This window comes from Neisseria sp. RH3002v2f (assembly GCF_014596375.1).
GTDB lineage: Bacteria > Pseudomonadota > Gammaproteobacteria > Burkholderiales > Neisseriaceae > Neisseria > Neisseria cinerea.
Window position 1 is genome coordinate 97,453 of the sequence record NZ_MAYZ01000021.1, and the last position, 13,243, is coordinate 110,695.

Genomic DNA, 13,243 nt, shown 5'->3' on the forward strand with positions numbered 1-13,243 from the left:
GTCAAAGCTCCTTCACGGCGGCATATGCCATCATCGAACAAGTTATTATCGTGGCGAGGATGATAATCGGACGGAGCAGCCGCAAAATGCGGCATGCTTCGTCATAGTTGAAGTCAATCGTTCCGAGCACGCCCATTTGAACACTTACGCCAGACGGACAAACGCCGTCTGTTGCAAAGACGTTCACGGGGCGGAGTGTGCCGAGGTCAACGGTTCTTTCGGGGACAACGAAATCTTCATAATCGTAGTTTTCAGGGGGATTGCCGCCTGCTTCCGTTTCTGGACGGTTCTGCTGTCCGCTTGGCGCAGTCTGCTCCCCTGTCTGTCCGCTTGGTGCAGGTGTTACGTTGTTATGCCCAACAGTTGGGGCAGGTGCGACGGACTGCCGCGCGGGAGCTTGGCTGCTATTGGGTTTCAAATCGGGGCGGGGTATGGCGGTTGCGGTTACGTTGCCTTTGTCGTCGATCTTGAACAGGGTCTGTTGCGGTACGTTCGAGCCTTCGGGCGTGAACGGTGCTGAAAGGGCGGTTGCAGGGGCAAAGCTATTTGCGGTTGTGGCTTTGTCTATCACGCCGCCCAGTTTGGCAAGCTGTTTCATCAGCTCTGCATGGTTGGTGTTTTGGTCTTTGAGCATTTTGTTCAAAATGCCTGATACTTCCTGCTGGTTCAGCATGAAGTCTTCGGGTTTTACGTTAACGTTGTTTTGTGAGATTTTTCCATTTAAATCAGCCGGCAATTCTTCAGATTTATAAGATTTATAACGAACATGTACAGGTCTATTCGAAGGTGTTTTAACTAATATTTTTGATGGTTTCGAACCAGCTAAATCAATCTCAATGGTTGATTTGAACTCCCCCCAATTAGCCGTATATGTATTTTGAGAGCCGTCAATATTTAAATCATATTGAGAATAAAAAACATAGTTTTGATATTGCCCATCAATTTCAACAATCAGCTGATATTTTTTCATGCCCCGCTTTTTAGCTTCTTCTTCATTCTTCCTCTGTTCCTGATTATTTTTTAATTGTTGCTGCTCCGCTGATGCTGCGGCTGTTGCCGCCTTTGCTGCCGCTGCGTTGGCTACGGCTGCGCGGAAATCGCCTGCGCGTTCGGCTTGTGCTTGAGCGGCTTTAGCCCTAGATGCGGCTACTTTAGCCGCAGCAGCATTAATTTTTCTATCTTGATTTTCTAAATTAATCTCATCCTTTCCGTCAAGATAACCATTTGCTGTGCTTTCAAAAAGATTTGTTACAGACTTGACAGGGCTTGAAAAAAAACCATCCGCGGCATTTGCCAAAGCTTGAACAGCGTTCCAAGCTGCATTACCATAATTCCCTTTTGCAATACTTTCCCCCATTTGCCTAGTAAAAGGCGCTGCGGAATTTGCCGCATTAGAAAAACCTACACCCACGGCCACGGCGTTAGATGCAGTTTGAAGTTTACTGATGCTCACATTCTGCCGCTGAACCGTAGCAATCTGCGCTTTTTCCCCGTGAACGCCCGTTGCTGTTACGGTCTTCGGCTGACTGCCTGTAATCGTGGCACCGTCACTCTTGACTTCGGCTCTACCTGTATTCTGCGCATTAACGCGCCAAACTCCCGTATCAGGGTTATAACCCATGTTCCGCAATGCCTGCTCACTTGGAAACGAGGCATTGTGATGTTGCGCAGGGGGCGGCATCGCCACGTCTGCAAATGCAAATGGAACGGTTACTGTTTGTATGCCAAAAGCAGCAACGACAACGCTACAAACATTCCTGGAATTGCTGCTGTTAAAAATTCGGTTTCGGGGTTCATTCATCACACACCTAGATTGTTTTAATTGCCTTTAAAAGGACGATAATTACAAAGATTATTTCCGCTGCTCCTACAATCGTCTTGCCCGCATATGCGCCAAATTCTGCGTATTCGCCGTATTTGCAATATGGGAAACTCATCTTTACCGTCTGCTGCCTGTACACCCAATCACGCCCGTTATACTGCGGCAGGTTGAGGTTTCCGTCTTTGTCGAAAGACGGCACAACCTGACTCATGGCAACGTCTGTTGCCTCCTGCTCTGTTCTATAACAGATTCTTCCGACCTGATAGCCCATTTTTCCACCTTAAAAAAAGGGGCTTGCGCCCCTTTGCTTCTTAGCCCACAGTAGAGGAGCCGCGTTTGCCGACCCGAATAGTTGCGAATGCAATGGAAATACCGATTGCAATTACGCCAATCGCTACGACACCCGCCTTCAATCCACCCAATTCGGTTGTGATTGTGTTGACCAGTTCGTTGTCAGCCGCCATTGCAGATGCTGACGCTAAGGCGAGTGTTCCCGCTACTGCGGCATTCTTCAGTTTTTTCATGATGTTCATGATGTTTTCCTTTCGGATAGGTTAATAAAAGGCGGCTTGGTTGGGGTCTGTACAGCGGCAGCCGCCGAACCGCTTTAACTGGTTTATGCTTCGTCTGAATAATAGAGTCCGTTGTTGAATGCACGTAGGAAAACCTGCATAGAGACGATTTGCTGACTTCTATAGCCTTCATATTTTTCAGGGTGTTTTGTACGAACTTCACAAAGGCTCGTTCCATTTTCGGTACGTATAATCAATCCGACATAATGCTTCTTGGTAAATGTACCGTCTTGATTTTTGCGTTCACGCATAAACATCCGGTCAAATTCGGCAATGACGAAAATACCTTGTTTACGTTCAGTTTCTTGAGACATAATGTTTTTCCTTTCACTTCGGTTTAAAAATCTGCTTCGCCTGTCTTCCTGTTCAGGCTTCTTTCATTCAACGGTTTCCTGTTTCACGCCATATTGATAATGGTTTCGCGGTTGTAATACGCCCATTTTGGGCTGACAAAATCGGTCAGGATACGGTTGTAATTCTCTTCATTCATGGGTTTCAGTGCGATTCCGTAAAAAAGTTCTACATGCGCTTTAATCAGCGGTTCGATGCATAAAACCCATTTTTTGAGGTTTTCGCGCCATTTGCGCGAACCCTCCGATACAAACGAAAAATTGCTTGTCGCAATCTTCCATAATTGTTTTTTGCCGATTGTGGTACGGATAAGGCGGTAGCCTTTGTCTTCAGGCAGACGGCTGTCAATGTGTTTTGCAATGTACTTTCCGACATACCGGGCAAGTCCTTTGCTGTTGGTTTTGACGGGCAGCAGTTCGGAACGCCCGAAACCGTACTTTTCCATGTTTTCACGGAGTACTTGCCATAGTTGGCGCAGGTTTTTGTTAGCACTTGTGTAATTACGGGCTTGGATTTGTCTGAAATTCAGACCGCGGCGGATGTCTTGGCGTGTGTTTACTATTAGATGGAAATGTATACGACCGCTTTTCATGCGTTCGTATACGCAAATGTAATTTTCAAAATGTTTTTTAAGGAAGTTTGTACGGAGGCTGTGAAAACGGCGGCTCGCCTCTTTAACGTCTTGCACGTCGTCGGCGAAAGTGAGTGTAAGGAATCCGCACTTTTCGATTCCGAATGTTTCAATGAACTGTTTCACGTTCAGTTCAAGTGCGTGTGAAGATTTTTTGTAAGAGGTAGAAAACTCGTTCAGGTTTTGTTCTGATTTGGTGAATCTTTCGTAAAAAGCGGGGGTTTGTTTGGTGTTGTTTTGATTAGGGTTTTCTGTGTCAATGCAGTTGTTACTATTTAGACAAGGAAGAGCGCGTTCCGCGCTTGCTGAAGCTGAACGGTTCATGCGTTTTCCTCCTGATTCATGAAATCAGCTACGCATAAATCGCCATATAAAGAAGCGGTTTTTTCTGTTGCTTTTGGATTTTGGGGATTGGTTACGGGGAAAGCTCTTGTATTAATGAGCTTTGAATAACCGTCTTTATCGTAAAAAAGACGGAAGATGTAGGCAACTGGATTTTGTTCCGGTTGTGGTGTGATAGTGTAGAAACAAATTGACATTTTAGACCCCTCTCAAATATCGGTTAATCGAATTTGTCAAGGGGTTTCAATCAGTTTTTACACTCCCTTAACTGGGGTGCAATATATAAGGTTTCCTTTGCCGTCCGTTATGTACGTTTCGTAACATTCGAAGACTTCCTGAACCCTGCCCGCCGTTTCGGTTTCTGTACCCCCCCTGTTAGATAAGGGGGGAAGGTTTGAAGCGGTTGCCGGCTTCCTGCCGTCCGCTAAAGCGTCCGTCATCACGCCGGCAACCGCCTTTGTCATCCCTTTCTTATCTTCCATGGTGCGAATCCTCAAAAACGGGCAAAAAAAAAGCCCTGTTACTTGTAGAAAGTAAAGGGCGTTAATTTTTGTTAATCGTCCCTTCTTAGGGACGCAATATATAAGGGAGCTACAACTATTTCCCGACAATCCTAGCCTGTCAGGAGATTGTAGCACTGCGAAATGAGAAAGATACTCCTTTGATCGATAACATAATCCTTACAATTGAAAGGATTTTACACGCGGCAAGGCGGGCGTTTCAAAAGAAATGCCTTTTTTCTTATCGGGATTTACGCTGGTTTATAACGCGATGAGCCGTCATCTTCGATTTTCTTGTCTATGTGGTACGTACCGGCAAGCCTACGCATCAATGCGGCGATGACGGCTTTTTTGGTCTTCTTGGCTTCCAATCTTGCGATAAGCCTTTTATGCCCACCCCTGATTCCCTACCTCTGCCAAGCCTTCCTCAAATATTCGACGCAGTCGGTCAGCGAGTGAAACGGGACATTGCCGTGGTTGGCATTCGGATATTCCCGGAAAAATACGGCGGCCCCGTGCCTAGCTAACTCTGCCGCCATGCGTTCGGACAGTCCTGCCATGTCGCGTTCTTCCCTGCGTTTGCAATCGCTGCGCCGTTCTAGCGCGCCGATGTTGAGGCAGACATCGATGCCGTTTAACCGGTTTTCAGACGGCATAAAGTCGAGTATCCGCCTGTTGTGCCACCAAATCGAGGGGGATACGAGCCAATGCCGTCTGAAACGGCGGTGGGAAAGCAGGGAATACAGTCCGAACAGTGCGCCGAACGAATGCCCGAATACGGCGGTTTCATTTTTGTCCAGCCGGTATTTGCTTTCTAAAAAGGCGGTCAGTTCGCTGTCGATAAACTCGGCAAAACGGTCTGCCTGTCCGAACTGCCGCTGTTCGTCTTCTGAAGCGTTGCTGCGCAGCGGTGGTGTATAGTCGGCGGCACGTTGTGCCAAATCGCGCACTCCTCCTCCGGCATAACCGATACCGACGATAAGGCAGGGTGCGCAGCTTCGGGTAACGAGGTTGTTCATCAGCGACTGCATGATGTTGAAAAGTGCGGGAAAAAAGGCTTCGCCGTCCAAAACGAAGAGGACGGGATAACCTTCGGGCGGCATTTCTCCGATTGCCGCAGTCTGAATGCGGTAGGTGCGTCCTGTCCAGGCGGATGAAATTTCGGTTTCAAAGGCTTGGGGAAGGCGGGCGGCTTGTGTGGTGTATGTGGTTTTCATGATGTTCCGTTCTTCGGTCATATGGGCGGTAAAACGGTAAAACCGAACCGGCAAAGCGGTCTGCCTGCCGGTTCGGTCTGTTTTCCTTCGCAATGCCATACTCCAGTTGTGAGAGCATAGGGTATGCCGCGCAGCTTGTTGTGGTTTGATTATGCTACGGCTGCCGTTTCAGACGGCATATTGGTCTTTAAAAACTGTAACGCAGGTTTGCCGTCAGGCTGCGCTCCGAACCGGGAATGTTAAAGGTGCTCGCGCTACCGACGCGGGCGTAGTAATGGCGGTTGAAGATGTTGTCGGCGTTGATTTGCAGCTTCAGCTTGGGCGTGAAGCGGTAAGCCGCCATCGCATCGAACGTGGCATAACCGCCTGCATGCATCCCTGCAGATGAAGTAATGCCGCTCATCGCGTTCACGCCGCCGCCGATGGTCAGCTCGGGCGTAACTTGGTAAGTCGTCCACAGGTTTGCGCTGTGTTTGGGCATCAGCAGGAAGATGCCGTCGTCGCGCGAATTGGAGGCGGTTTTGATTTGGCTGTGCAGATAGCTGTAACCTGCATGGATTTGCCATTTCGGTGTAATCGCACCGCTGATTTCGGTCTCAACGCCTTCCATCACGCGCTCGCCCAATGCGGCGTAACGGGTGTTGCGGTCTTTCGGGTTCAACGGTGCGGCGGCGTTTTTATCCTTCATGCGGTAGAACGAAACCCGGGTATTGAGGCGGTCGTCCATATGGCTGCCTTTGTAGCCGACTTCAAACTGGTTGCCTTGGCGCGGTTTGAGCAGCTTACCGTCGGCATCAAGGTTGGTTTGCGGCGTATAGAGCTGGGAGGCGGAAGCGTACAGGCTGTTGCTGCCATCTATATCGTAAACCGCGCCGGCGTAACTTGTGAATTTGGTTTTTGAAGCTTTGTGCAGGGTTTTGCCGTCGCCCGACTCGATTTTGTGATGTCCTACACGTCCGCCTGCAATCAACGACAAACCTTCCAGAGGACGGAATACTGTCTTGGCATACAAACCGGTTTCGTCGAGGTTTTCTTCGGTAACGGAGTGATTGAAACCTTTGTTTCCAGCGCGGGCGTTCTGAAGTATGCCGTTATAAGGCAAAGCGCGGAAATCATCTAAAGCGACGCTTTTTGACAAAGTCGAACGTCCTTGTTCATTAGTACTGCGGAAACGGTTGCGGTCGGCACCGACCACGAATTCGTTTGCCGTCTCCCCCAAAGAAAACGCCTGACTGTAACTGGCATCGAAGGCAAACGCCTTTTGTTTGATATCCGTACCCAAACCTGCAGCCGCGGCTTTTCCGACTTTATCAAGACTGCTGCCCGCAAACGTGTAATTGGAATCGGCTTTCCGGTCGGAATAGCGCATACCGACTTTGCCGTAGCCGCCGTTGCCGAAGTAATGTTTCAAATCGGCGAACACGTCGTGGCTGTTCATTTTGAATCGGTTCCAATCCGCGCCGACAAATGCGTGTTGCGGCAGGGACGGTAATTTGCCGTCTGCATCAGCAGGCAAGCCGTTGTACGGCGCGAGGTGGCGTTGCTGGTAAAGATAGCCCGCGCCCAAAACCGTATCGGGGTTGATGTCCCAATCCGCCGCCGCGTAGAAGGTTTCGTGGTGGTTGTTTTTCTCGGAGGGACGGGGAGACGCGCCGACGGTCTGCGCCATCACGCGGCCGCGCACGCTGCCGTCGGCATTCAGACTGCCTGAAACGTCGGCTTCGGCTTTATATTGTTTGTGCGTACCGAATCCCGCTGCAGCATGACCTTGGAACGCTTTGGTCGGGCGTTTGCGCACCAGATTTACGATGCCGCCCATCTCGCCGCTGCTGTCGAACAGTCCGCTCGGCCCGCGCATCACTTCCACGCGATCGAAGGCAAACAGGTTGGGCAACGTGCCGTTGATACTTTGCATCTGCGCAGGCAGGCCGTCGATGTTGTATTCGCTGTATTCGTAACCGCGCGCGTAAACCGAAGAGCGTCCGTCGTCGTTGCTCAACACGCGCAAACCGGGCGTTTTGCGCGCCAGTTGGTCGAAGGTGTCAACATTGCGGTCTTTGACCTGCTGGTTGGTGATGATACTGACGGATTGCGGAATTTCGCGCAAAGAAGCGGGGATTTTTGTACCGACGGTGGCGGCAAACGAGCTGTAATCGCCGTTTTTCTCGGTGGCAATCGCGTTGTAAGAACGCTGACCCTTAATATGGACGGTTTCCAAACCTTCCGTTTGGGCGGCAAACGCAGAAGAAGAAAGTACGGTCAAAACAGCGGCTGCCGTCATATTGATGCGGAAAACTGACATAAACTGTCCAATTCATATAAATGATAATTGTTATATTCTAATAAAATGCAACGCGGCTTGTTCGGGAAAATATATCGCCCGCCCGACAAATTTTGTTGAAAATGCGACACGTCTGCGTTTTCCGCATAAAATCTGCCTTTTCACCGCAAACAACCTGCCATGACCCCGCCCAAACTCATCATTTTCGACTGGGACGGCACGCTTGCCGATACGACCCAACCCATCATTGACACCATGCGCCGAAGCTTCGCCGAATGCGGATTCCCCATGCCGGAAACAGACCGTGTCCGCAGTCTGATCGGATACAGCCTGCCCGAAATCATCCGCGACCTGCTCGAAATGCCGTCTGAAACCGCAGTTGCCGACATCGCACGCACCTATTCCGCACATTACCTCAATCCCAACAACCGCAATATGACGCTCTTTCCCGATGCCCTGCCCTGTCTGGACAAGCTCAAAGCGCAAGGATACTGGCTTGCCGTCGCCACAGGCAAAGGGCGGGCTGGCTTGGACGGTGCCATCAGCCAAACCGCCACCGGCAGCTATTGGCTCGCCACCGCCTGCGCGGGGGAATATCCCTCCAAACCCTCGCCCGAAATGGTATTCGGACTCTGCGGCGAACTGGGACTCGACCCGAAAGAAGCATTGGTCGTCGGCGATACGGCGCACGACCTGCATATGGCGGCAAACGCGGGTGCGGCGGCAGTCGGCGTTACCACCGGCGCACATTCTCGTGAACAGCTCCTTAACGCACCGCATCTCGCCGTATTGAACGACTTGTCCGAACTACCCGGTTTTCTTGCACAACATTACGCCTGATTGGTTTCCGCATCAGACACACGGCAAAAATGCCGTCTGAAGCCTGTTCAGACGGCATTTGTTTTGCCCAAACATTCAACGCTTGCACAAATCGGGTTTGGTTTCGCCCTCGCGGCGCAGCTCTTTGGGTAGGACGAACACGATGCTTTCTTCCGCGCCCTCCCCTTCGCGTACGGTTTCATGCCCCCACCCGCGTATGGTTGCCAGTACTTCCTGCACCAACACTTCGGGCGCGGACGCGCCTGCCGTTACGCCGACTTTGTGTTTTCCCTCAAACCATGCGCGTTGCAGGTAGCCCGCATTATCCACCATATACGCATCGATTCCGCGCAATGCCGCCACTTCGCGCAGACGGTTGCTGTTGGACGAATTGGGGGAACCGACCACAATGACGATGTCGCACTGTTCCGCCAACTCTTTGACGGCGGTTTGCCGGTTGGTTGTCGCATAGCAGATATCTTCTTTACGCGGATTGCGGATATTGGGGAAACGCGCGTTCAGTGCGGCAATGATGTCTTTGGTTTCATCGACCGAGAGCGTGGTCTGGCTGACATAGGCAAGCTTGTCGGGGTTTTTGACTTCGAGTTTGGCAACATCTCCGACCGTTTCCACCAGAAGCATTTTCCCGGGTTCGAGCTGCCCCATCGTTCCTTCGACCTCGACATGACCTTTATGCCCGATCATGATGATTTCGCAATCCAGGGCATCGAGGCGGGCAACTTCCTTATGCACTTTCGTAACCAGCGGGCAAGTCGCATCAAATACCCGGAAACCACGTTCCGCCGCTTCCTGCTGCACTGCCTTCGATACGCCGTGTGCCGAATAAATCAGCGTCGCGCCCTGAGGCACTTCCGCCAAATCGTCGACAAACACCGCACCTTTTTCGCGCAGGTTATCGACGACGAACTTGTTATGGACGACTTCATGACGCACATAAATCGGTGCGCCGAACTCTTCCAAAGCACGTTCGACAATACTGATTGCCCGATCCACACCGGCGCAGAAGCCGCGCGGATTGGCAAGGATGATGGTTTTTCCGTTCATAATTCCCGTATCCCGTTTTCAGGAGGCTCCGACGTTTTTTTCCCTGTCTTTGCGGTTGACGATATTGTCGAGAACCGCCAATACCGCACCGACGCAAATAAAGCTGTCTGCAATATTAAAGGCCGGATAAAACCAATCCTGCCAGTAAAACAGCAGGAAATCGACCACATGGCCGTGAATCAGGCGATCGATGACATTGCCCAACGCACCGCCGATAATCATCGCCGCACCCGTTTTTCCGAGGGCAGCAAACTCGTCGCGCAAAATGGCGCGTACCAGATAAATACTAACCGCCACAGCCAACAATAAAAAGAAATATTTCTGCCAGCCGCCCTGATCGGCAAGGAAGCTGAAAGCCGCGCCTGGATTGTAAACCAAGGTCAAATCGAAAAAGGAAGGAATGACATTGACGCGTTCCTGATACTGAAACGACGACAGTACCGCCCACTTCGACCACTGGTCCAGCACGATGGCGGCAAGTGCCAATACCCAATAGCGCGTTTTACTTGAAACAGATGAAGACATATTTTTCAACAACCGGATAAAAGAATGCCATTTTACCCGAAAACCCCCTTTCCTGTACCCGAAACGGCAAATGCCGTCTGAAACCCGAAAGCGGGTATTCCGACCGAGGTAACACTCTGTATTTCCGTCCCTCCCCAGTCTGCAGGCACTGCCGCAACCCCGCGTTTTGACTTCGTGCAAAAAAAGAAAAAACAGGCAGCCTCTTTATTTGACGCACACAAAAATGCCGTCTGAAACTTCTTTCAGACGGCATTTGCTCAAACCGCGTCAGGCGTAATGACGCGTTTCGCCTTCCCCGCCGACATTCCCGGCGCAGCGTTTGCAGACAGTTTCATGACCTGCAACTGCGCCCACATCGTGGGTGTAGTGCCAGCAGCGTTCGCATTTTTCGCCGTCGCTGGCTTTGGCGGCAACGGCAAGCTCATCACCTACTTTCACTTCTGCTTTAGACACCAGCAAAGCAAAGCGCAATTCTTCGCCCAAAGCATTCAGATAGTCGGCAATTTCTTCCGGAGCCGTAATTTCGGCTTCGGCTTGCAAGGACGAACCGACGGTTTTGTCGGCGCGCAAAGGCTCAATGGCGGCGGTTACCGCTTCGCGGGCTTCGCGGATTGCCGTCCATTTTTTCACCAGTTCGGCTTCGGCTTTTTCGTTGATGGTTGGGAACTCGTGCCAAGTATGGAAGAGGACGCTGTCTTCTTCGCCGCCGCCGATGATGTCCCACGCTTCCTCGCCGGTGAAGCACAAAATCGGTGCAATCAAGAGAACCAAACTGCGTGTGATGTGATACAGGGCAGTTTGTGCGCTGCGGCGTGCATGGCTATCTGCTTTGGTGGTATAGAGGCGGTCTTTCAGGATATCGAGGTAGAACGCGCCCAAGTCTTCCGAGCAGAAAGAAACAATGTCTTTTACGGCGAAGTGGAAGGCGTAGCGCGGATAGTAATCGCCTGCCAGACGCTCTTGCAGCTGACGTGCCAATACTAAGGCGTAGCGGTCGATTTCCACCATATCCGCCTGTTGCACGGCATCTTCAATCGGATTGAAGTCGCTGAGATTGGCAAACAGGAAGCTCAAGGTATTGCGGATACGGCGGTAGCTTTCGGTTACACGTTTGAGGATTTCTTTGGAAATCGCCAATTCGCCGCTGTAATCGGTGGATGCCGCCCACAGGCGCAGGATGTCCGCGCCGAATTCGTTATAGATTTCCTGCGGTGCGACGACGTTGCCGATGGATTTCGACATTTTTTTACCTTCGCCGTCTACAACGAAACCGTGGGTTAGCAGCTGTTTATACGGTGCGCGTCCCATGGATGAGGCGCAACCGGTCAGCATAGAAGATTGGAACCAGCCGCGGTGTTGGTCGCTGCCTTCGAGGTAGAGGTCGGCAGGCCAGTCCAATTCTTCGCGCTGTTTCAAGACGGAGTAATGGGTCGAGCCTGAGTCGAACCATACGTCCATTGTGTCGGAAAGTTTATCGTAATTTTCGCAATCTTCCGCGCTCAAGAGTTCGCTCTTATCGAGGGAGAACCACGCTTCGATGCCTTTTTCTTCGATTTTCAGGGCAACTTTTTCCAAAAGCTCGGCAGAGTTCGGATGCAGCTCGCCGGTTTCTTTGTGAACAAAGAAAGTCATCGGCGTGCCCCAATAGCGTTGGCGTGAAACCACCCAATCAGGACGGCCTTCAATCATGGCTTCCAAACGCGCACGACCCCATGATGGGAAGAATTCGGTGTCATCAACGGCCTTGATGGCTTTATCGCGCAAGGTTTTACCGTCGGCACCGGCTTTGTCCATACCGACAAACCATTGACCTGTCGCGCGGTAAATCAGCGGCGTTTTGTGACGCCAGCAGTGTGCGTAGCTGTGTTCGATTTTGCTGCTTGCCAAGAGGTTGCCGGTTTCTTCCAGCCATTGCAGGATAACGGGATTGGCTTCCCAAACGCGCATACCGGCAACGCGTGGCGTTTCGCTGATGTATTTGCCTTCGGCATTTACAGGGTTGTAAAGCTCGATGCCGTATTTATTGCAGACAGCATAGTCTTCCAAACCATGCGCAGGGGCGGTATGTACCAAACCCGTACCGGCATCGGTAGTCACATGGTCGCCGTTGAGCATGGGAATATCACGCTCGAGGAACGGATGATTCATGTGCAGGTTTTCCAGCTTGTCGCCGGTGGTTTCGGCAAGAATAGTAATGCCGTCTGAAAAACCGTAACGTTTGAGTGCATCTTCTGCCAAATCTTTGGCCAATACCAATTTGCCTTTAGGCGTATCAATCAGTTGATACACCACGTCTGCACCAGCTGAAACAGCTTGGCTCGCAGGCAAAGTCCAAGGCGTGGTTGTCCAGATAACGGCAAACGCTTTGCCTTCGATACTTGCCAAACCAAATGCGGCGGCAAGCGCGGCAGTATCTTTAAACGGATAGGCAACGTCAATCGCAGGCGATACTTTGTCTTTATATTCCACTTCCGCTTCAGCCAGCGAAGAGCCGCAATCCAAGCAGAATTGAACCGGTTTCGCACCGCGGTAAAGATAGCCGGATTTGTAGATTTCGCCGAGCATACGCACGGTATCGGCCTCGGTTTTGAAATCCATGGTCAGGTAAGGATTGTCCCAGTCGCCCAACACGCCCAAGCGGATAAAGTCTTTTTTCTGGCGGGCAATCTGTTCAGCGGCATATTCGCGGCACAATTCACGGAAACGGGCTTTAGGCATGTCTTTGCCGTGCAGTTTTTCTACCATTACTTCGATAGGCAAACCGTGGCAGTCCCAACCCGGTACATAAGGCGCGTCAAAACCGGCTTGGGTTTTGCTGCGGATAATGATGTCTTTGAGGATTTTGTTGACGGCATGACCGATGTGGATGTCGCCGTTGGCATACGGAGGGCCGTCGTGCAGGATGAATTTCGGACGGCCTTTGGCGATTTCGCGCAGTTTTTGGTAGCGTTTTTGCTCGTACCAGCTTTTCAGCCATGCAGGCTCGCGCTTGGCAAGATTGCCGCGCATTGGAAACGGGCTCTCGAGCAGGTTTACGGTTTTACTGTAATCGGTCATTTTTTAATCTCTATTGTTACAATATTTCGGTTTCAGACGGCATTGCGCCTCAAACAGTATT

At 51.1% G+C, this 13,243-nt stretch carries 12 protein-coding genes and 2 pseudogenes; 1 reads left to right on the top strand and 13 read right to left on the bottom strand.

Translation table 11 applies throughout. From position 1 onward, the window contains the following. Window position 1: 1 nt before the first annotated feature. From BBW69_RS05590 to BBW69_RS05635, 10 genes and pseudogenes are all read right to left on the bottom strand, one after another. Window positions 2-1,801 carry a virulence factor TspB C-terminal domain-related protein gene (locus BBW69_RS05590; RefSeq protein ID WP_188210686.1) on the bottom strand — a complete coding sequence of 600 codons (1,800 nt, stop codon included), beginning with the start codon at window positions 1,799-1,801 and terminating at the stop codon, window positions 2-4. Window positions 1,802-1,808: 7 nt separating this feature from the next. After that, entirely contained in the window at window positions 1,809-2,093 is a 285-nt protein-coding gene (locus BBW69_RS05595) for a hypothetical protein (protein ID WP_188210687.1), read from the bottom strand. Window positions 2,094-2,133: 40 nt separating this feature from the next. Further along, window positions 2,134-2,355 (bottom strand): major capsid protein, encoded by a 222-nt coding sequence (locus tag BBW69_RS05600; RefSeq protein WP_188210688.1) that lies wholly within the window; start codon window positions 2,353-2,355, stop codon window positions 2,134-2,136. A gap of 83 nt (window positions 2,356-2,438) precedes the next feature. After that, window positions 2,439-2,708 (bottom strand): hypothetical protein, encoded by a 270-nt coding sequence (locus BBW69_RS05605; protein ID WP_188210689.1) that lies wholly within the window; start codon window positions 2,706-2,708, stop codon window positions 2,439-2,441. Window positions 2,709-2,791: 83 nt separating this feature from the next. Next, window positions 2,792-3,700 carry a phasyl DNA replicon protein arp gene (locus BBW69_RS05610; RefSeq protein WP_188210690.1) on the bottom strand — a complete coding sequence of 303 codons (909 nt, stop codon included), beginning with the start codon at window positions 3,698-3,700 and terminating at the stop codon, window positions 2,792-2,794. Further along, entirely contained in the window at window positions 3,697-3,915 is a 219-nt protein-coding gene (locus BBW69_RS05615) for a hypothetical protein (RefSeq protein WP_188210691.1), read from the bottom strand. Before BBW69_RS05615 ends, BBW69_RS05610 begins: the two co-directional genes overlap by 4 nt. Window positions 3,916-3,975: 60 nt before the next feature. Next, window positions 3,976-4,200, bottom strand: a pseudogene (locus tag BBW69_RS05620) (replication initiation factor); the annotation flags it as partial. A gap of 269 nt (window positions 4,201-4,469) precedes the next feature. Continuing rightward, window positions 4,470-4,586 (bottom strand): annotated as a pseudogene (locus BBW69_RS05625) (invertase); the annotation flags it as partial. A 39-nt stretch (window positions 4,587-4,625) separates the two neighbouring features. Then, window positions 4,626-5,435 (bottom strand): alpha/beta hydrolase, encoded by an 810-nt coding sequence (locus BBW69_RS05630; protein WP_223169962.1) that lies wholly within the window; start codon window positions 5,433-5,435, stop codon window positions 4,626-4,628. Between the two features lie 187 nt (window positions 5,436-5,622). Further along, window positions 5,623-7,737 carry a TonB-dependent siderophore receptor gene (locus tag BBW69_RS05635; protein WP_188210693.1) on the bottom strand — a complete coding sequence of 705 codons (2,115 nt, stop codon included), beginning with the start codon at window positions 7,735-7,737 and terminating at the stop codon, window positions 5,623-5,625. Between the two features lie 159 nt (window positions 7,738-7,896). Here BBW69_RS05635 and BBW69_RS05640 point away from each other — a divergent pair, with 159 nt between their 5' ends. Further along, window positions 7,897-8,556, top strand: coding sequence for an HAD-IA family hydrolase (locus BBW69_RS05640; protein ID WP_188210694.1), 660 nt, complete (start codon window positions 7,897-7,899; stop codon window positions 8,554-8,556). Between the two features lie 75 nt (window positions 8,557-8,631). Here the strand turns inward: BBW69_RS05640 and ispH are convergent, their stop codons facing one another. The 3 genes from ispH to ileS all read right to left on the bottom strand — a co-directional run bounded on the left by ispH (window position 8,632) and on the right by ileS (window position 13,182). After that, window positions 8,632-9,600: a 4-hydroxy-3-methylbut-2-enyl diphosphate reductase gene (gene ispH / locus BBW69_RS05645; protein ID WP_003676429.1), complete on the bottom strand. Its 969-nt coding sequence runs from the start codon at window positions 9,598-9,600 to the stop codon at window positions 8,632-8,634. An 18-nt stretch (window positions 9,601-9,618) separates the two neighbouring features. Next, complete coding sequence (lspA, locus tag BBW69_RS05650) at window positions 9,619-10,125, bottom strand: signal peptidase II (RefSeq protein WP_039854213.1); 507 nt, start codon at window positions 10,123-10,125, stop codon at window positions 9,619-9,621. A 267-nt stretch (window positions 10,126-10,392) separates the two neighbouring features. Further along, on the bottom strand, window positions 10,393-13,182 hold the full coding sequence (gene ileS, locus BBW69_RS05655; RefSeq protein ID WP_188210695.1) for an isoleucine--tRNA ligase: 2,790 nt from the start codon (window positions 13,180-13,182) through the stop codon (window positions 10,393-10,395). Window positions 13,183-13,243: the final 61 nt, after the last annotated feature.